Below are 18948 nucleotides of genomic sequence, written 5' to 3'. Positions count from 1 at the left end.
GCTTGCTAAAAGCTGATTTTTCAGTCAGCTTTTAGCGCGCCTGAACCATCCTCTGCCGGAGTGTTCCATGATCGTTGATCGTCAAGGCAGGCGATTTCGCAATTTGCGGATCAGCCTGACCTCAGCCTGCAATTACGCGTGTACCTACTGCGTGCCAAACGGCAAGCGGCTGGTGGCTGCCCAGGACGAACTCTCGGCCGAGGCCATGGCGCGCGGCGTTGCCTATCTGATCGAAGCGGCCGGCATCGAGCGTTTGCGTATCACCGGCGGCGAACCGTTGGTCAGCCCCAAGCTGGAAGCTTTCATGGGGGCTGTGGGCGGCATGGGCCTGAGTGACATCAGCCTGACGACAAATGGCCAACTGCTCGCGCGCAAGTTGCCACTGTTGGTCGACGCGGGTATTCGGCGAATCAACGTGTCCCTCGATACCCTGGATGCTGACGCCTTCCGCAGCATCGCCCGGGGTGGCGACCTGGCCACCGTGCTCGATGGCATGGACCAGGCCCGCGCTGCCGGCATCAAGATCAAAGTCAATATGGTGCCGTTGCGTGGGCAGAACCTCGACCAGGTGATGCCGTTGCTCGACTACTGCCTGGAACGTGGCTATGAGCTGCGCTTTATCGAACTGATGCGCATGGGCCACCTGGCCAAGGATTCCAATGCGTTCCTGCAGCAGTTCGTCAGCCTGCAGCAACTGCTCAGCCTGATCGGCGAGCATCACGAATACCTGCAAGCCAACGCGCCGATTGATGCCACGGCGGTGCGCTACGAAGTGCCGGGCAAAGGCTTCTTTGGCGTAATCGCCAACGAAAGCGTGCCGTTCTGCCGCACCTGCTCGCGCCTGCGCTTGTCGTCGACCGGCTGGTTGCATGGCTGTTTGTCGTCGAGCAACCGCCACTATGTGGGCGACCTGCTGGACCAACCGCGCCATCAGGCGCTGCCGGCCTTGCAAGGGCTGTTGATGAAGGCTTTGGGCGACAAGCAGGAAGTGGCCTTCTCCGGCGGCGCCACGGTCATGAAGATCATCGGCGGCTAAAACCGCGTGCAATCGAATGTGGGAGCAGGCTTTTTGTGGGCGCTGGCTTGCCTGCGATAGCATCACCTCGGTGTACTTGATGTACCTGGGTGTCTGCATCGCAGGCAAGCCAGCTCCCACATTTGGTTATGCATCCTTCTTGAATGGCGCGGATTCTGCATTAAGTGCCCATTCGCCGGTTTTCCGTCACCGGCTTCTGGAGGATTAGGATGCGTAGTCTGGTTTTGTTGCTGGCGTCAGTGGCGCTGAGTGGCTGCATGACCGTCAGCGATATGGCCGAAGGCACCCGCTATCAGATGAGCGACGCCGGGCTGCTGGACCACAGTGATACCCGCCGTACCGCCTCGGTGCGCATACAGCCGGACTCCTTTGTGTTTATCGCCCAGGGCGCCTTTGTGCCGCCCGGCAGCGCCTATCCGCGTCCCAATGTGGTGGCCGAAGAAGCCTTCAACGGCTTTGTCGAATATTTCCCGATGGTGCGCCGCGCCCGTAAGCCGGAAGGCCTTGAACAGGCCATGGCCGAAGCCCGTGCGGCGGGCGCTCACTACCTGCTGTATTGCCGCTTTGCGGCAGCCGATGACCGTATCGGCAATGCCGATGAGTGGACCGATCAGCAAGCGTTGGACCGTGTCGGCCTGGACAACGGCGTAATCCAGATCATGTTGATCGAGACCAGCACTCAATATTTGATTGATACTGCACGCATTCGCAGTCGTGGCGGTTTACTGACGTTCCACGACAACAAGCCAGAAGACTTGATTGCCCGCCCGCTGGCCCAGTACGCCCGCGGCCTGTTGGGGATGGGTGATCAATAAAAATCCAGAGGAGAACCCTATGACCGATTCCGCCAAGGCCAATGATCTATTGGCCCAACTGCCCAAGGGCAAGGGGCCGGCGCCGGTACATCTATGGAACCCGGATTTCTGCGGCAACATCGACATGCGCATCGCCCGTGACGGCACCTGGTTTTACCAGGGCACGCCGATCGGGCGTAAGCCGATGGTCAAGCTGTTCTCCAACATCATCCGCCGCGATGGCGATGAGTATTTCCTGGTCACTCCCGTGGAAAAGGTCGGCATCAGCGTCGATGATGCGCCGTTTGTCGCGCTGACGCTGGAAGTCCAGGGGCAGGGCGAAAGCCAGGTGCTGCGCTTTACCACCAATGTTGACGAAGACATTGAAGCGGGCCTTGAACACCCCTTGCGGGTGGTGATCGACCCGATCACCCAGGAGCCTGCGCCTTACCTGCGAGTGCGCACCAACCTTGAAGCCCTGGTGCATCGCAACGTGTTTTACCAATTGGTCGAGTTGGCGGTCAGCCGTCCGATCAACGGTCAGAACTGGCTTGGCGTATGGAGCGGCGGGGAGTTTTTCCGTATTGGCCTGGAGCCCTGAGGCCGATTTTTTCATCACACTGAAATAATTTTGCTTGCTGAGATCGGGCGCTTTCGGTTATCAATTTGTACATGATTAGACATGTCCGATTTGATAAGAAAAAACGCGTCGTCGACGAACTCATCCGCCGTATCGAAGGTGGAGTGATGGCCGACGGTTTCCTGCTGCCGGGCGAGCATCAACTGGCCGAGGAGTTTGCGGTCAGCCGTGGCACCTTGCGCGAAGCCCTGGCGGAGCTCAAACGGCGCAACTACATCGCCACGCAGAGCGGCGTCGGCTCCATCGTCACCTTTGACGGCATGGTGCTCGACCAACGCAGCGGTTGGGCACAGGCGCTGGCCGATACCGGCGCATTGGTCATCACCGACATCCTGCGCCTGGAGGCCGTGACACGACCGGACCTGCTGAGCCGTTTCGGCAGCGACCAATTTATCGCCCTCGACCGCCGTCGGCGCACCCCCGATGGCACCGCCGTGTCCCTCGAGCGTTCATTGATGCCCGCCACCGGCGGCTTGGAAAGCCTGCCGCGTGTCGGCCTGATCGACAACTCCCTGACCATCACCCTGGCCGCCTATGGCTACGTGGGCGCCGAAGGGGACCAGTGGATCGGCGCCGAGCCCTTGAGCGATGAAGACGCCGAGTTGCTCGGCCGCCCAGCCGGTACGGTGTTTCTCAAAGCCACGCGCACCACTTACGACCGCCGCGAGCGTCTCATGGAGCATGTCGAAAGCTTGCTCGACCCGTTGCACTTTCGCCTGCACCTGCAGTTTGGAGCTTCGAAATGACCGCGCAAAATCGCGCCCTCGGTGCCTTCTACGGCCTGGCCCTGGGCGATGCATTGGGCATGCCCACCCAGTCGTTGAGCCGTGAGCAGGTGCAGCAGCGTTTCGGGGCCATCACCGCTCTGGAAGCGGCCGGCGCCGACCAACCCATCGCACCGAACATGCCGGCCGGCTCCATCACCGACGACACCGAGCAGGCGATCCTGGTGGGTGAGTTGCTGGTGCAAGGGCAGGGCAAAATCGAACCCACGGTACTCGCCCAGCGCCTGATCGACTGGGAAGCGGCGATGCGCGCCAAAGGCTCCCAGGACTTGCTCGGGCCATCGACCAAACGCGCGATCGACATGATCCTCGCCGGCCACACCCCGGAAGAATCCGGGCGCTACGGCACCACCAATGGCGCCGCGATGCGCATCACGCCGGTCGGGATTGCCGCCGACGTCAGCGACCCGGCGCGGTTTATCCAGGCGGTGATCCAGGCCTGCCAGGTCACCCATAACACCAACCTGGGCATCTCCAGCGCTGCGGCAGTGGCGGCGGTGGTTTCGGCGGGTATCAACGGTGTGGATTTGGGCGAGGCCCTGAACATCGGCACCCAGCTCGCCCAGCAGGCCGAAGGCCATGGCCACTGGATTGCCGGTGGGCGGATTTCCACGCGCATCAGTTGGGCGCGCACCTTGAGCGTCGGCAGCGGCGATAAAGCCCTGTTTGCCGACCTGCTTTACGAACTGATCGGCACCTCCGTCGCGACCCAGGAGTCGGTGGTGGTCTCGTTTGCCCTCGCCCAGCAAGTGGCGGTGGGCGACATGAATGCCTTCGAAGCGCTGTGCCTGGCGGCCAGCCTTGGCGGCGACACCGACACCATTGCCGCCATGCTGGGCGCGATGTTGGGCGCGTGCCTGGGCATGCAGTGCTGGCCTGAGGCGATGATTGAGCAGGTCAAGCAGGTCAATGGCCTGGATTTGCAGGCGTTGGTTCAAGGGCTGCTCGAAATTCGATAAGCGCTGAAAATCAAAAAAATTGTGGGAGCGGGCTTGCTCCCACATTTGATTGTGCCGAGTCATGGAGACCGAGTAAGTAATTCCATTTGCACACCTGCCACAACCACAACAATACAGGCACCAGGAGCACCCCTCATGAGCAGCACTTCTTCCGGCCAAAGTGCCGGGCAATTGGAAACACGCGGCATCGAACCGGTCCCCGAAGGCGAGTGCAACGGCCACCCGCTGCAACTGTTCTGGGTGTGGTTCGCGGCCAACATCAGCATCCTTGGCTTGCCGCTCGGCGCGACCCTGGTGGCGTTCCGTGGCCTGGCGATCTGGCAGGCGATCATTGTGGCGATCCTCGGCGCCGCGGGCTCCTTTGCCGTGGTGGGCATCATCTCGATTGCCGGCCGCCGTGGCCGGGCGCCGAGCCTGACGCTGTCGCGCGCCATCTTCGGTGTGCGCGGTAATATCGGCCCCACGCTGGTCTCGCTGATGTCGCGGCTGGGCTGGGAAACCGTCAATACCACCACCGCTGCCTTTGTGCTGCTGTCGTTGTGTTCGATCCTGTTCGGCTCGCCGGTCGAAGCCAAAAGCGCACCGGTACTCACGCTGATCTTTATCGCCATCTTCGTGCTGCTCACCCTGTCCGTATCCGGTCTCGGCCACGCTACCTTGCTGGTGATCCAGAAGTGGGCCACCTACGTGTTCGGCGCTTTGAATATCCTGGTGGGCGGCTTCCTCTGTGCCACCATTGACTGGAGCGCGGTGTTCAACGCCACCCCGGCGCCACTGAGCGCCATGATCATTGGCGTCGGCACCATGGCCGCCGGTACCGGTATCGGCTGGGCCAACGCCGGTGCCGACATGTCGCGCTACCAGCACCGCAGCGTCAAGGCCGTGCGCCTGGTGGCGTCTGCCGCGTTTGGTGCGGGCATTCCGCTGGTGCTGTTGATCACCCTCGGCGGCCTGCTGTCGGTGGGCAACAACGACCTGGCGTCGGCCACCGACCCGATCATCGCGATCCGCGACATGCTGCCGACCTGGATGGCCGTGCCGTATTTGATCACCGCGTTCGGCGGGCTGTTGCTCTCCAATAACCTCTCGGTGTACTCGGCCGGTCTCACCACCTTGACCTTGGGTCTTAAGGTCAAGCGCGTACATGCGGTGATCGTCGACATCGTGGCGATCTTCGCCGGCTCCATCTACTTCATGTTGATTGCGGACAGTTTCTACGGCCCGTTCATCACCTTCATCTCGCTGCTGGCCGTGCCCATCACCGCCTGGGTCGGGATCTTTGTGGTCGACCTGATTCACCGTCACTACTACAGCCCCAAAGACCTGCTGGACGTAAGCCCGAGCAGCGCCTACTGGTATCGCGGCGGTGTGGAATGGCGTGCATTCGGCGCCTGGGCGGTGGCGATCGTGCTGGGTTTCAGCTTCACCACCATCGGCACCACCGCCGAAAACATCTGGTTCGCCGGGCCTTTGTCTGACTCCTGGCTGGGCCACAACGGCCTGGGCTGGATCGTCACCTTCCTGGTGGCCGGCGGGATTTATGCGGTACTGGGCGGCGCAGCTGACCGTCGTCCGGCTTTGGTAGAGCGCGCTAATGTCTAGATTGCTGCACACCGGCCAGGTCATCGTCGACCTGGTCATGGCCCTCGACACACTGCCTGCAACCGGCGGCGACGTGCTGGCAAAATCCGCCGGTTTCGAAGCCGGCGGGGGCTTCAACGTGATGGCTGCCGCCCGACGCAATGGTCTGCCGGTGGTTTACCTTGGTCGCCATGGCAGCGGGCGCTTCGGCGACCTGGCGCGCGCCGCCATGCAGGCTGAAGGCGTGGAGATGGCCCAGGCGGCCAGCGACGGCAAGGACACCGGTTTGTGTGTGTCGCTGACCGAAGCCAGCACCGAGCGCACCTTCATTTCGCATATCGGCGCTGAAGGGGATTTGAGCGCAGAGGACCTGGCAGGCGTGGTGCCGCGCGCAGACGATTATGTCTACGTCAGCGGCTACAGCTTGTTACTCGACGGCAAGGCCCAAGCGCTGCTTGATTGGTTGCTGGCGCTGCCACGGGAGATCACCGTAGTGTTCGATCCGGGGCCTTTGGTGAAGGCGCCGGATTCGGCCTTGATGGTTGCCTTGCTGCCGCGCATCGACATCTGGACCAGCAATGGCCCTGAAGCCCTGGCGTTTACCGGGGCCGGAACGCTGGCCGAGGCGCTGCGCGAACTCAATCGTCACCTGCCGGCCGAAGCATTATTGGTGGTGCGTGATGGGCCCAATGGCTGCTGGGTGAGTCGCCACGGCAAGGCCGAGCATGTACCGGGTTTCAAGGTGCAGGCGGTGGACAGCAACGGCGCGGGCGATGCCCATGCCGGGGTGTTTCTGGCCGGGTTGGCCGAGGGTTTAACCCCCGCAGTGGCGGCGCGTCGAGCCAATGCGGCGGCGGCGTTGGCGGTCACGCGCTGGGGGCCGGCGACGTCGCCTGGCAGGGCCGAAGTCGACGCCTTAGTCGCCGAATAAACACGAATAAAAATGTGGGAGCTGGCTTGCCTGCGATAGCAGTGTGTCAATGGGCCAACTTGGCACTGACCCCCTGCTATCGCGGGGACGCCCGCTCCCACATTGGTTTTTTCGGCGTCATCCAGCCTTGCGCAGTGCTTCGATCAGTTGATCCTTCCGCATGCTCGACCTGCCTGGAATATCCTTGGCCCGCGCTTCCTTCAGCAAGCTTTCCCTGGTCTGGGTAGCCAATGAAGCCTTGCTGTTGCGTGAATGACCTTCACGGCTCGAAGCAGCCCTTTTGGCTGATTCACTGCGTGCCTTGGCTTGCTTCTGCGGGGGCTGGCTGCGGCCTGATCCACCGGGTTTTTCACCACCACCAGACTGCTTGTTGACGGTGGCCCAAGCGCGGGCCTCGGCTTCTTCCTTGGGCAATCCCTTGTGCTCATAACTGTCTTCGATATGAGCGGCCTTGCGTTTCTGTTCGGCGGTGTATTTGGCTTTGCTTCCACGAGGCATCGCTAAAACTCCTTCTGGCCCCTGTTTCAGGGCCAGACCAGAAATGGATTACTCAGTGCTTTGTCCTTCAAGCTTACGCGCCTCATCAACACCCGAAGCAGTCAGCTTGATCGGGAGGTTCAACGAGTATTCACCGGCGTCGTCGGTGGTCACATGCCCATCCTTGATAAACCCGCGGTCCTGCAGAAACGCCAGCACACTGGCGACCTCTTTTTCGCCGCGGTAGTTATCCAGCACCTCCTTGCCCAAGCCATTGGGGTGGGCGTGCAGCAGGCGGGTGAGGACTTCTTTTTCAAGGTTTCTATCGACGTTCATGCGTACCTCTTCACTGGGAAATGATCGGGTGTCGGTGCGGCTATCGATGCATCAAGGCGCAGGTTGTTTCGGGGCGCCCGGGATATTGCTGTCATCGCCTTTGTTGATTTTGGGGTCTTCATTGACGCCTGGACCCATTTTGCCGTTACCGACTGCCGCCGGGGCCTGGCGTTGGGTGTCGGCGCCTTTGGTGCGAGGGTCTGCGCCGTTATCGATAATCGCGCCACCGTTGGTTTCCATCCCTGTGCCCATCGAATCCTGAGACTCCTTGGTAGCAGGGTTGGTGGTGCCGGTAGACGAGGTGGCGGCAACTGCACTCAACGAAGCGGCGGACAGCAGGCCGGTGAGGGCGAGGGCAGCAAACTTGGAATTCTTCATGAGGGGTGTCTCCATATGATTAATGTCCTTACCCCTTATTGGTCCGCCCCCGTTTGCGGTTCGTGCCTTGATGGCGACGAACGGTCTTAACTCACCTGTAAGATTTTGTGTGCCGAACGCTGGCGCCAGATCAATCGCCCCGCCGCGATCAACCAGTTGAACAAGGCCACGCCCAGCACACTTGCCAGCAGCGCCGGCAAGCCGTAATCGACGATGAGCATGCCCGCCAGCAGCGGAAAGCCGAACACCCCGACAAAGTACGCCAGGCTGAACAGCAGCAAGGCTTGTGACGTTGTACCGGGCGGCGCCTCATTGGCCACCAGCCCATTGATCACCGAATACGTCAGGCCATAACCCACACCCAGCGTGCCGGCTGCCAACAGGTAACTGAGGTTGCCACTCACGCCAAACGCAAACAGCGCGATCGAGCCGAGCATGATCCCGGACAGCACGCAGGCGGCCCAATACGCATCGCGCTTGACCACGTAGCCCGCGATCAATAGCCGGCTGGTAATGGCGGCGCTCAGGAAGCCGCCGAAGAACAGCGAATAGTCCAACCCATGCGCAGCGGCATAGCTGGTCTGAAACGATGAAAGCCCGCCAAACACGCAGCCGCCCAAGCCAACCATCAGGATCGCAAACGCGGCTTTGGATGACAGCACGCGGCGGCTCGACGCCCAGGAAATCTTCGAGGTGGGCGCATTCGCGTGGTGTTTGAGGTGGACGCCCATTCGCCAGAACAGCAGCACGCCGACCAGGCTGGCCACACCGGCAATATAGAAGGCCGCTGTCAGCGGCAGGCCCAGCGCGCCGGCGGCGCGGCCGAGCAAAGGCCCGGCACCGATTCCGCTCAACATACTGCCCGACAGCAGCGCAAAATATTTGGCCCGCTGCGCCGGCTGCACCAGCAGTGTCACGATGATCGGCCCCAGGGTGTAGAACACGCCCCAGCCCAGCCCCAGGGACAGACCGAACAGCATCAACCCCAGGCCAAACCCGGGTGTCAGGGCAAACCCCAGGCACGCCACCACCAGCAATACGCCCATGCCCGCGATGGCGCGCGCCGCACCGACGGCATCAGCCAAGTGCCCACAGAACAGCACCGCCACGAACGTGCTGAGCATCGCCATGGAAATTACGCTGCCGGCGTCGTGTTCATTGCCGCCGCGCGAATGAATCAGCAGCGACAGCAAAAACGTCGAGCCGTAGGACAGTGACAACAGGAAGCTGGCGAGGCAGAACAGGGCGAACAGTTTGGTATTCACGGCAGGGGTGGAGGGCATAGGGCGACCTTGCAGCTATTGGCATGCAGTTATTAGCGTTATGCCCGACTGTTTACCATGCGCGCATGCCGGGTTTGTTCTGTGGTTGGTGGTGCTTGCTTTACGCGTGGCCGGAGTAATCAAATTGCACTGCAATCAGTCATCAAAGCGCCTTAGTATGTGGCCTTTGACATTGCCCAAGGCCCGCCCATGACCATCGAGATTCGCCCTGCCGTGCCCAGCGACGCTGCGCAGATCCTGACTTTCATCACCGAGCTTGCCGAATACGAGAAAGCCCGCCATGAAGTGATCGCCAGCGTGGTGGATATCGAGCGCAGCCTGTTCAGCGAGGGCGCCACCGCCCATGGCCTGATCTGCTCACGGGATGGCCTGCCGATTGGCTTTGCGGTGTTCTTCTTCAGTTACTCCACCTGGCTGGGCAGCAACTGCCTGTACCTCGAAGACCTCTACATCAACCCCGAGCAACGCGGCGGCGGGGCGGGCAAGAAGCTCCTGCGCCACCTGGCCAGGATCGCCTGCGACAACGGTTGCGGGCGTTTCGAGTGGAGCGTGCTGGACTGGAACGAGCCGGCGATTGCCTTCTACAAGTCCATCGGCGCCCAGCCGCAGGAGGAGTGGGTGCGCTATCGCATGGAGGGTGACGCGCTGCGCGACTTTGCTCAGGGCTGAAAGCAATGAAGATCAACTGTGGGAGCCAGCTCCCACTTTTTTTGCGTTAAGTCTCACTATATGGGATGCAAATTTATATATTGAGATATTTCAAAAGATCGGTTTATAGTCGGCGGCATCAGCACTCACTACCAAAAATAAAACAGGTGAAGCGATGCAGCCCCAACCGTTGTCATTACCCGCTGTGCCCGAGCCGACCTATGGCGAGCGGCTGAAAAACAAAGTGGTGATCATCACCGGTGCCGCCCAAGGCATAGGCGAGGCGATCGTCGCCTGCTTCCAGGCCCAGCAGGCACGGCTGGTGATTGCGGATATCCAGGCCGAAAAGGTCGAGCACGTCGCCGCCCACTGGCGCGAACGCGGCGCTGAAATCGTTGCGCAGGGCGTCGATATCACCTCCAAAGAGCAATGGCAGGCGCTGGTCAACCTGGCGATCGAGCGCTTTGGCCGCGTGGATGTGTTGATCAACTGCGCCGGCGTCAACGTGTTCCGTGACCCGCTGCAGATGACCGACGAAGACTGGCGCCGCTGCTTCGCCATCGACCTCGACGGTGCCTGGTTCGGCTGCCGCACGGTGTTGCCGCACATGATCGAGCAGGGCATCGGCAACATCATCAACATCGCCTCCACCCATTCCAGCCACATCATTCCCGGCTGCTTTCCCTACCCGGTGGCCAAGCATGGCCTGCTCGGCTTGACCCGCGCCCTGGGCATCGAATACGCGCCCAAAGGCATCCGCGTGAATGCCATCGCGCCGGGCTATATCGAAACCCAGCTCAACGTCGATTACTGGAACGGTTTCCCTGACCCGCATGCCGAGCGCCAGCGCGCCTTCGATTTGCACCCGCCCAAGCGCATCGGCCAACCGGTCGAGGTGGCGATGACGGCGCTGTTCCTGGCCACCGACGAGGCGCCCTTTATCAACGCAACCTGCCTGATGATCGATGGCGGGCGTTCCGTGATGTACCACGACTAACAACAATCAAGAGAGGTGGTTCATGTTCAAAAAGACGTTAGGCGCCGTGGCGCTGGCGGTAGCCTTCAGCGGTTTTGCAGCGGCCGAAGAAGTGAAGATCGGCTTCCTGGTCAAGCAGGCCGAAGAGCCCTGGTTCCAGACCGAATGGGCCTTTGCCGAAAAGGCCGGTAAGGACCAGGGCTTCACCGTGATCAAAATCGCCGTGCCCGACGGCGAAAAAACCTTGTCCGCCATCGACACCCTCGCCGCCAACGGCGCCAAGGGGTTTGTGATCTGCCCGCCGGATGTGTCCCTCGGCCCTGCGATCATGGCCAAGGCCAAGCTCAACGGTTTGAAAGTGCTGGCGGTGGATGACCGCTTCGTCGATGCCAAGGGCAAGCCTATGGAGGACGTGCCTTATGTGGGCCTCGATGCCTACAAGATCGGCCAGAAACAAGGCGAGGCCATGGCCGCCGAAGCCAGGCATCGCAACTGGGACTGGAAGGACACCTACGCCGTCATCAACACCTTTGACGAGCTGGAAACCGGCAAGAAACGCACCGACGGTTCGGTCGAAGGCCTCAAGGCTGCCGGCTTGCCCGCTGACCACATCCTGTTCAGCGCACAGAAAACCCTCGACGTGCCAGGCAGCATGGACGCCACCAACTCGGCGCTGGTAAAGCTGCCGGGCACCGCGAAAAACCTGATCATCGGCGGCATGAACGACAGCACCGTGCTGGGCGGCGTGCGCGCCACCGAAAGCGCCGGCTTCAAGGCGGCCAATGTGATTGGCGTCGGCATCAACGGCACTGATGCGATTGAAGAGTTGAAGAAAACCGACACCGGCTTCTACGGCTCAATGCTGCTCAGCCCCGATGCATCCGGCTACAAAACCGCCACGGCAATGTTCGAGTGGGTCACCAAAGGCACCGAGCCTGCCAAGTTCACCGCCCTGGATAACGTAACCCTCATCACCCGCGCCAACTTCAAGCAAGAGTTGAGCAAAATCGGACTGTGGAAATGACCGGCGCGGCGTTGCGTTTCAACGGCATCGGCAAGGAGTTTCCCGGGGTCAAGGCGCTGGCGCAGATCAGCTTTGAAGCGCAGCCGCACTCGGTGCATGCGCTGATGGGCGAGAACGGCGCGGGCAAGTCCACGCTGCTCAAGATTCTCGGCGGTGCCTACACGCCCAGCAGCGGCACGGTGCAGATCGGCGAGCAGGTCATGGCGTTCAAGAACGCTGCCGACAGCATCGCCAACGGCGTGGCGGTGATTCACCAGGAGCTGCATCTGGTGCCGGAAATGACCGTGGCCGAGAACCTGTTTCTCGGGCATTTGCCGTCACGTTTCGGCGTGGTCAACGGCGGCCAGCTGCGCAAGCAGGCATTGGCGTGCCTTAAAGGCCTGGCCGATGAAATCGACCCGCAAGAGAAGCTTGGGCGCTTGTCGCTGGGCCAGCGTCAACTGGTGGAAATCGCCAAGGCGTTGTCCCGTGGTGCCCATGTGATCGCGTTTGACGAACCCACCAGCAGCTTGTCGGCGCGGGAAATCGACCGCTTGATGGCGATCATCACCCGCCTGCGCGATGAGGGCAAAGTGGTGCTGTATGTGTCGCACCGCATGGAAGAAGTGTTCCGTATTTGCGATGCGGTGACGGTGTTCAAGGACGGCCGTTATGTGCGCACTTTTGACGACATGGCCACACTGACTCACGACCAGTTGGTGACCTGCATGGTCGGGCGCGATATTCAGGATATCTATGATTATCGCCCGCGTGAGCGCGGGGAGGTGGCACTCACGGTCAAGGGGTTGCTTGGGCCTGGCTTGCGCGAAGCGATCAGCCTGCAGGTGCACAAGGGCGAGATTCTCGGCCTTTTCGGGTTGGTGGGCGCCGGGCGTACCGAGCTGTTTCGTTTGCTCAGTGGCCTGGAGCGCGCAACGGCCGGGCAGTTGGAGTTGTTTGGGCAAGCCCTGCAACTGCATTCACCACGCGATGCCATCGCCGCCGGCGTACTGCTGTGCCCGGAGGACCGCAAAAAGGAAGGCATCATCCCGCTGTCCAGCGTGGCCGAGAACATCAACATCAGTGCGCGTGGCGCGCATTCCACCTTTGGCTGGCTGTTGCGTGAAGGCTGGGAGAAGGGCAACGCCGACAAGCAAATCACGGCCATGAAAGTCAAAACGCCGAACGCCGAACAGAAAATCATGTACCTGTCCGGCGGCAATCAACAGAAGGCCATTCTTGGCCGCTGGCTGTCGATGCCGATGAAAGTGTTGCTGCTGGATGAGCCCACACGCGGCATCGACATCGGCGCCAAGTCGGAGATCTACCAGATCATCCATAACCTTGCGGCCAGTGGCATTGCGGTGATTGTGGTGTCGAGCGACCTGATGGAAGTGATGGGCATCTCTGATCGCATCCTGGTGATGAGTGAAGGCGCGCTGACCGGCGAGTTGACCCGCGACCAGGCGGATGAAGCGAAGCTGTTGCAACTGGCTCTCCCGCGTTCGCGGGCTTGAAGAATTCGAGGGTATAGATATGTCACAGGTAAAAACTGCAAAGGGCTTTTGGCCGGGCTTCAACCAACGCAAATTTCTCGATGACTGGGTAATGCTGCTCGCCGCGTTGAGCATCTTTGTGCTCAGCGCGTTGTTTATCGACAACTTCCTGTCACCTCTGAACATGCGCGGCCTGGGCCTGGCGATTTCGACGGTGGGCATTGCGGCGTGCACCATGCTGTTCTGCCTGGCCTCGGGGCACTTCGACTTGTCGGTGGGCTCGGTGATTGCCTGTGCCGGCGTGGTCGCGGGGATTGTGATCCGTGACACCGACAGCGTGGTGCTCGGCGTATCCGCTGCGTTGGCCATGGGCCTGGTGGTGGGGCTGATCAACGGCATCGTCATCGCCAAGTTGCGCATCAACGCCTTGATCACCACCTTGGCGACCATGCAGATCGTGCGCGGGCTGGCCTATATCTTCTCCAACGGCAAAGCCGTCGGTGTGATGGACGAGCGCTTCTTCGTGTTCGGCAACGGCCAACTGATGGGCGTGCCGGTGCCGATCATCATCACTGTATTGTGCTTTGTGTTCTTCGGCTGGCTGCTCAACTACACCACCTATGGGCGCAACACCATGGCCATCGGCGGCAACCAGGAAGCGGCGTTGCTGGCCGGGGTGAATGTCGACCGCACCAAGATCATCATCTTTGCCGTGCACGGTTTGATCGGCGCACTGGCCGGAGTGATCCTCGCCTCACGCATGACCTCGGGCCAGCCGATGATCGGCCAGGGCTTCGAGCTGACGGTGATTTCGGCCTGTGTGTTGGGCGGTGTGTCGTTGAGCGGCGGTATCGGCATGATCCGTCATGTGATTGCCGGGGTGTTGATTCTGGCCATCATCGAGAACGCGATGAACCTGAAGAACATCGACACCTTTTACCAGTATGTGATCCGGGGTTCGATCCTGCTCTTGGCGGTCATCATCGACCGCATGAAGCAACGTTAATACTCGGTCTCAACAACACTGAAAATCCAATGTGGGAGCGGGCTTGCTCGCGAATGCGGTGTATCAGAAACAGATGTGCTGCCTGACACACTGCATTCGCGAGCAAGCCCGCTCCCACATTTGGATCTCCACTGTATTGGTGGGCGGTATTTGCCATAATGCGCTCGCTTTCATACTTATAGGCCCGATATGCAGGAAAACGCCCACAACCCCGTCAAAGACGCCGCCCCCACCGGCACCCAGACCCTGCTGCGTGGCCTGGGCGTGGTGCAAGCGGTGGCGGCGGGTGCGCGCGACTTGAAAGAGATCGCCAAGCGCATCGGCACCACCCGCAGCACCACCCACCGCCTGGCCAGCTGCCTGGTGGAGGAGCGTTACCTGCGTGTGGTGCCGCAAGTGGGTTATCTGCTCGGGCCGAAGCTGATCGAACTGGGTTTTCAAGCCCGCGACGAGTTGCCATTGGTGACCCTGGCGGTGCCGTATTTGGATGAGCTGTCGGCACTGACCGGCGACACCATCCACTTGGCGATTCGTGAATACGACGACGTGCTCTACCTGCACAAGAACCCCGGCCGCTACGGCCCGGAAATGCGCTCGCGGGTCGGCCATCGCATGCCGTTGGCGCGCACGGGTGTGGGCAAGGCAATGTTGCTGGATGACTCTGTGCAGGAGTGGCAGCGCCTGTATGAAGCCAGCCTGCCCGCCGAGGGCAAGAGCCAGCAATGGCCGTCGCACCCGGAGCAATCCTGGGCGCAGTTCGAGCAGCGCATGCGCGAATACGTGGTGGGCGGGTATGCGTTTGACCTGGAAGACAACGAACCGTCGATCCGTTGCGTGGCGGCACCGGTGCGCGATGCCAGCCGGCGAATCGTTGCCGGCATCAGCATCGCCAGTACCGTGCCCTACATGCCGCTGGAAAAGATGGCCGAGCTGATCCCTGTGATCAAACAGGTCGCAGCGCGGCTGTCAGCGGAGTTGGGGGCGAAGGCCTGATCAGGCCTTCAAGGTCGCCATGTCGATGACAAAGCGGTACTTCACATCACCGGCGATCATGCGGGTGTAAGCCTCGTTGATCTGGCGGATATCGAGCATTTCGATGTCACAGGTGATGTTGTGCTCGGCGCAGAAATCCAGGACTTCCTGGGTTTCTGCAATACCGCCGATCAAGGAGCCGGCCAGCACTTTACGGCCCAGCACCAGCTTGGCGGCATTCACCGGCGGGTCGACCGGTTCGATCAAACCCACCAGAATATGCACGCCGTCAAAGCGCAGCACGTCGAGGTAGGGGTTCAGATCGTGCTGCACCGGAATGGTGTCCAGCAGGAAGTCAAAGCTGCCGGCGGCGGCTTTCATCTGCTCGGCATCGGTGGACACGATCACGTGGTCGGCGCCCTGGCGGCGGCCTTCTTCAGCCTTGCTCGCGGAGCGGGTGAACAGCGTCACTTCCGCGCCCATGGCCTTGGCGAACTTGATGCCCATGTGGCCCAGGCCGCCCATGCCCAGCACGCCGACTTTGTCGCCCGCCTTGACGCCGTAGTGCTTGAGCGGCGAGTAGGTGGTGATGCCTGCGCACAGAATCGGCGCGGCGCTGGCCAAGTTGAGCGTGGCCGGGATCTTCACCACAAAGTGCTCGCTGACCACGATGCTGTCGGAGTAGCCGCCCATGGTGTTGCTGCCATCCACCCGGTCCGGGGTGGCGTAGGTCATGGTCGGGCCTTCGAGGCAGTACTGCTCAAGGTCCGCCTGGCAAGCGTCGCAGTGGCGGCACGAATCAACCATGCAGCCCACGCCCACCAGGTCGCCGACTTTGTGCGTAGTCACGTTGGCGCCGACGGCAGTGACTTTGCCGACGATCTCGTGGCCCGGCATCAGCGGGTACACGGCGATGCCCCACTCGTTGCGTGCCTGGTGGATGTCGGAGTGGCACACGCCGCAGTAGAGAATCTCGATGGCTACATCATCGGCGCGCGGGCTGCGGCGTTCGAAAGACATGGGGGCGAGGGGAGTGGTGGCCGACTGGGCGGCATAACCGATGGCGGTGTACATGCAGAAACCTCGCAAAAGAATTGATCAGGGAGGTGGCGCATTTTCCGCGCAGGGCGGGGATGCGGCTATGGCGATTGCTCCGAACCTCATGCCTATTCGTCCGGGAGTGCCCTGTGATTGGATTCATGCGCGCTCAGACCTGCGATGATGCTCTTATCCCTTTTTAACGAAGTTTTTTGCCATGTTGTTGACCCGCCATCTCGATGCCAATGCCACGCTGGTTGCCTTGATTGAGGACCTCACGCCCTGCGACGGTTTCTCCCCGACGTACCTGCCCGGCGTGAAGGTATTGCGCGCCAGTTGCGATGTGGCACGCGGCCCGCAGATCTATGAGCCGAGCCTGATGTTTGTGGCCCAGGGTAGCAAAGTCGCCTATTTGGGCCCGCGCACACTGGAGTATGGCGCCGGGCATTACCTGATCCAGGCGATGCCGGTGCCGTTCGAATGCGAGACCTTTGCCATGGCGCCCGAGGCGCCGCTGTACGGAGTCACCGTGGGGATTGATCGGGTGGTGCTGGGTGAATTGGTCATGGCCATGGGCATGCAGGCCGGGCCGCCGCCGACGGCGCAGACGTTGGAATCCATGAGCTCGGTGATGCTCGATGATGCAATGCGCGGCAGCGTCGAGCGGCTGCTGCAATGCCTGCACGATCCGCTGGAAAGCCGGATCATGGGCCCGGCGCGGGTTAGAGAAGTGTTGTTTACCGCGTTACGCGGGCCGCAGGCGGATGTGCTGCGGGCGTTGGTGGAGCAACAGGGGCAGTTTTCGCGCATCGCCACCTCGTTGCATCACCTGCATGCCCATTACGCCGAGCCGCTGAACATTGAGACATTGGCCGGGTATGCGCATATGAGTGCGTCGACCTTTCATGAGCATTTCAAGCGTTGCACGCTGTTGTCGCCGGTGCAGTATTTGAAGCGCTTGCGGTTGTTGAAGGCGCAGCAGTTGCTGCTGGTGGAAGGCTTGGGCGTGGCGCAGGCGGCGCACAACGTGGGGTACCAGAGTACGTCGCAGTTCAGTCGGGAATATAAGCGCTACTTTTTGCGTAACCCCGGTGAAGAGCGTGCGGCATAGTGACTACAGACAACGCACAATCTAATGTGGGAGCGGGCTTACTCGCGAATGCGGTGGTTCAGCCAAAACATCTGTGTCTGATACACCGCATTCGCGAGCAAGCCCGCTCCCACATTTGACCGAGTCGATTGGTCTGTTCCTGCTCATAAAAAAGGCTCCCGCCTGGGAGCCTTTTTTGTTCAAGCTGTCCCGTCCTGAATAAGGTTTACACCTTCTGACCCAATCTCAGGAAGGCGTAATGAATTCAGGAAAAAGGCGCAGTCAGCGTGACTACTCGCTGACCTTTAAATTGTCAGTCGTCGATCAGGTCGAAAAAGGCGAGTTGAGTTATAAAGAGGCTCAAGAGCGCTACGGCATCCAGGGCAAATCTACGGTGTTGAACTGGCTACGCAGGCATGGTCGACAGAACTGGAGTCAAAGCGCGTCCATTCGTACCAAGAGATCCCGTTCCATGGATGAGCCCGACAAGCCGCTGACGCCCGAACAGCGAATCAAAGAGCTTGAAGAGCAACTCGCTCAAGCCAATCAGAAAGCTCAGTTTTTCGAAGCCGTTGTTGATGTACTCAAGAATGACTTTGGTGTCTCTGTCGTAAAAAAGCGATCCGGCAAGCCCTCTCCCAAAGGAAAGTCCAAGACCTGAGTATCAGCCGGGCTTGCCAGTTCATCGGGATATCCCGCCAGGCATATTACAAACGCATTCGAGCATGTAATGCTCGAGCCCTCCAGGCTCAGAAGGTTATGGGGTTCGTGCACGAAAAGCGCCTCAGACAACCTAGGCTTGGAACCCGAAAGCTTCATAACCTCATGCATAGCGAGCCCGAAGCCCCGGTAAAGGTTGGTCGAGACTGCCTTTTCGACATTTTGCGGGATCGCAGAGAGTTGGTTCCTCGAAAGCGGGCCTATCACAAAACGACAAACAGTCATCATCGCTTTCACAGGCACCCCAACCTGCTCAAAGAAGGGCCATCACAGGTAGTTGCTACGGCGCCAGAACAAGTTTGGGTAGCCGATATCACCTACTTGCCCACTCAAACGGGCGTGGCCTATCTGAGCTTGGTGACTGACGCCTACTCTCGGAAGATCGTGGGGCATCATGTTCACGAAAGCTTGCACACGGAGTCTGTGATTCAGGCATTCAGTAAAGCCCTCAAGTGCAGAAAAACAGAGCAAAACCTTGTTCATCACTCAGATCGAGGCATCCAATACTGCTCCGAGCTTTATCAGCGGCTGCATGTAAAGCACGGTATCCGGTGTTCTATGACCGATGGTTACGACTGCTACCAAAATGCTTTGGCCGAACGAGTGAACGGGATTTTGAAAACCGAGTTTCTCTTGCATCGGCCCAAAGATGCGGCTGAAGCCGCGCGAATGGTGGATCAATCCGTGCATATCTATAACAGTGAGCGGCCACATCTATCGCTGAAATACAAAACGCCCGATGCGGTGCATCGGGCGTTTTGAGGCTGAAATAGGTGTAAACCTATGTCAGGACTGGACA

The 18948-nt window shown here is 60.5% G+C and carries 20 protein-coding genes; 15 read left to right on the top strand and 5 right to left on the bottom strand.

Annotation, left to right across the window (positions count from 1 at the left end):
* Nucleotides 1-67: 67 nt before the first annotated feature.
* The 7 genes from BFP92_RS09565 to BFP92_RS09535 all read left to right on the top strand — a co-directional run bounded on the left by BFP92_RS09565 (nucleotide 68) and on the right by BFP92_RS09535 (nucleotide 6726).
* The gene (locus tag BFP92_RS09565; protein ID WP_017138359.1) at nucleotides 68-1036 is read left to right on the top strand and encodes a GTP 3',8-cyclase MoaA; all 969 of its coding nucleotides are present in this window, start codon (nucleotides 68-70) and stop codon (nucleotides 1034-1036) included.
* A 209-nt stretch (nucleotides 1037-1245) separates the two neighbouring features.
* Nucleotides 1246-1851 (top strand): DUF4823 domain-containing protein, encoded by a 606-nt coding sequence (locus BFP92_RS09560; protein ID WP_056861633.1) that lies wholly within the window; start codon nucleotides 1246-1248, stop codon nucleotides 1849-1851.
* A 19-nt stretch (nucleotides 1852-1870) separates the two neighbouring features.
* Nucleotides 1871-2431: a DUF1285 domain-containing protein gene (locus BFP92_RS09555; protein ID WP_065929312.1), complete on the top strand. Its 561-nt coding sequence runs from the start codon at nucleotides 1871-1873 to the stop codon at nucleotides 2429-2431.
* 71 nt (nucleotides 2432-2502) lie between these two features.
* Nucleotides 2503-3216: a GntR family transcriptional regulator gene (locus tag BFP92_RS09550; RefSeq protein WP_065929311.1), complete on the top strand. Its 714-nt coding sequence runs from the start codon at nucleotides 2503-2505 to the stop codon at nucleotides 3214-3216.
* Entirely contained in the window at nucleotides 3213-4214 is a 1002-nt protein-coding gene (locus BFP92_RS09545; RefSeq protein WP_065929310.1) for an ADP-ribosylglycohydrolase family protein, read from the top strand. The genes BFP92_RS09550 and BFP92_RS09545 overlap by 4 nt, the downstream gene beginning before the upstream one ends.
* 135 nt (nucleotides 4215-4349) lie before the next feature.
* Nucleotides 4350-5816: a purine-cytosine permease family protein gene (locus BFP92_RS09540; RefSeq protein ID WP_017138354.1), complete on the top strand. Its 1467-nt coding sequence runs from the start codon at nucleotides 4350-4352 to the stop codon at nucleotides 5814-5816.
* Nucleotides 5809-6726 carry a PfkB family carbohydrate kinase gene (locus BFP92_RS09535; protein ID WP_065929309.1) on the top strand — a complete coding sequence of 306 codons (918 nt, stop codon included), beginning with the start codon at nucleotides 5809-5811 and terminating at the stop codon, nucleotides 6724-6726. Before BFP92_RS09540 ends, BFP92_RS09535 begins: the two co-directional genes overlap by 8 nt.
* 117 nt (nucleotides 6727-6843) lie before the next feature.
* Here BFP92_RS09535 and BFP92_RS09530 read toward each other — a convergent pair whose 3' ends face one another.
* The 4 genes from BFP92_RS09530 to BFP92_RS09515 form a co-directional block, all read right to left on the bottom strand.
* The gene (locus tag BFP92_RS09530; RefSeq protein WP_065929308.1) at nucleotides 6844-7224 is read right to left on the bottom strand and encodes a termination factor Rho; all 381 of its coding nucleotides are present in this window, start codon (nucleotides 7222-7224) and stop codon (nucleotides 6844-6846) included.
* A gap of 48 nt (nucleotides 7225-7272) precedes the next feature.
* Nucleotides 7273-7539 (bottom strand): hypothetical protein, encoded by a 267-nt coding sequence (locus tag BFP92_RS09525; protein WP_065929307.1) that lies wholly within the window; start codon nucleotides 7537-7539, stop codon nucleotides 7273-7275.
* 51 nt (nucleotides 7540-7590) lie between these two features.
* A complete protein-coding gene (locus BFP92_RS09520; protein WP_065929306.1) occupies nucleotides 7591-7917 on the bottom strand; it encodes a hypothetical protein in 327 nt (108 codons plus the stop codon).
* A gap of 86 nt (nucleotides 7918-8003) precedes the next feature.
* A complete protein-coding gene (locus tag BFP92_RS09515) occupies nucleotides 8004-9200 on the bottom strand; it encodes an MFS transporter (RefSeq protein ID WP_065929305.1) in 1197 nt (398 codons plus the stop codon).
* Nucleotides 9201-9389: 189 nt separating this feature from the next.
* On the opposite strand from BFP92_RS09515, the gene BFP92_RS09510 reads away from it, so the two are divergent.
* The 6 genes from BFP92_RS09510 to BFP92_RS09485 all read left to right on the top strand — a co-directional run bounded on the left by BFP92_RS09510 (nucleotide 9390) and on the right by BFP92_RS09485 (nucleotide 15322).
* Nucleotides 9390-9869 carry a GNAT family N-acetyltransferase gene (locus BFP92_RS09510; protein ID WP_065929367.1) on the top strand — a complete coding sequence of 160 codons (480 nt, stop codon included), beginning with the start codon at nucleotides 9390-9392 and terminating at the stop codon, nucleotides 9867-9869.
* A 154-nt stretch (nucleotides 9870-10023) separates the two neighbouring features.
* Complete coding sequence (locus BFP92_RS09505; RefSeq protein WP_058420786.1) at nucleotides 10024-10845, top strand: SDR family oxidoreductase; 822 nt, start codon at nucleotides 10024-10026, stop codon at nucleotides 10843-10845.
* 22 nt (nucleotides 10846-10867) lie between these two features.
* Nucleotides 10868-11848: a substrate-binding domain-containing protein gene (locus BFP92_RS09500; RefSeq protein ID WP_065929304.1), complete on the top strand. Its 981-nt coding sequence runs from the start codon at nucleotides 10868-10870 to the stop codon at nucleotides 11846-11848.
* Nucleotides 11845-13344, top strand: a complete 1500-nt coding sequence (araG, locus tag BFP92_RS09495; RefSeq protein ID WP_065929303.1) for an L-arabinose ABC transporter ATP-binding protein AraG — start codon at nucleotides 11845-11847, stop codon at nucleotides 13342-13344. Before BFP92_RS09500 ends, araG begins: the two co-directional genes overlap by 4 nt.
* Before the next feature lie 19 nt (nucleotides 13345-13363).
* Nucleotides 13364-14329: an L-arabinose ABC transporter permease AraH gene (araH, locus tag BFP92_RS09490; protein WP_056861621.1), complete on the top strand. Its 966-nt coding sequence runs from the start codon at nucleotides 13364-13366 to the stop codon at nucleotides 14327-14329.
* Between the two features lie 189 nt (nucleotides 14330-14518).
* Nucleotides 14519-15322, top strand: a complete 804-nt coding sequence (locus BFP92_RS09485; RefSeq protein ID WP_065929302.1) for an IclR family transcriptional regulator — start codon at nucleotides 14519-14521, stop codon at nucleotides 15320-15322.
* On the opposite strand, the gene BFP92_RS09480 is transcribed toward BFP92_RS09485, so the two are convergent.
* The gene (locus tag BFP92_RS09480; RefSeq protein ID WP_065929301.1) at nucleotides 15323-16375 is read right to left on the bottom strand and encodes an NAD(P)-dependent alcohol dehydrogenase; all 1053 of its coding nucleotides are present in this window, start codon (nucleotides 16373-16375) and stop codon (nucleotides 15323-15325) included.
* 181 nt (nucleotides 16376-16556) lie between these two features.
* On the opposite strand from BFP92_RS09480, the gene BFP92_RS09475 reads away from it, so the two are divergent.
* Both BFP92_RS09475 and BFP92_RS09465 read left to right on the top strand, forming a co-directional pair.
* The gene (locus BFP92_RS09475) at nucleotides 16557-17450 is read left to right on the top strand and encodes an AraC family transcriptional regulator (RefSeq protein WP_065929300.1); all 894 of its coding nucleotides are present in this window, start codon (nucleotides 16557-16559) and stop codon (nucleotides 17448-17450) included.
* Nucleotides 17451-17688: 238 nt separating this feature from the next.
* Nucleotides 17689-18911 (top strand): IS3 family transposase gene (locus tag BFP92_RS09465; protein WP_122527355.1). Its coding sequence is split into 2 segments (ribosomal slippage): nucleotides 17689-18040 and nucleotides 18040-18911, totalling 1224 coding nucleotides; the frame shifts between segments, so codons are not numbered across the junction.
* The last annotated feature ends 37 nt before the right edge of the window (nucleotides 18912-18948 follow it).

The sequence above is a fragment of the Pseudomonas sp. 58 R 3 genome (assembly GCF_900006605.1).
GTDB classification, from domain to species: domain Bacteria; phylum Pseudomonadota; class Gammaproteobacteria; order Pseudomonadales; family Pseudomonadaceae; genus Aquipseudomonas; species Aquipseudomonas salomonii.
The sequence above is the reverse complement of the archived record's forward strand: the minus strand, read 5'-3'. Positions and strand labels throughout refer to the sequence as shown.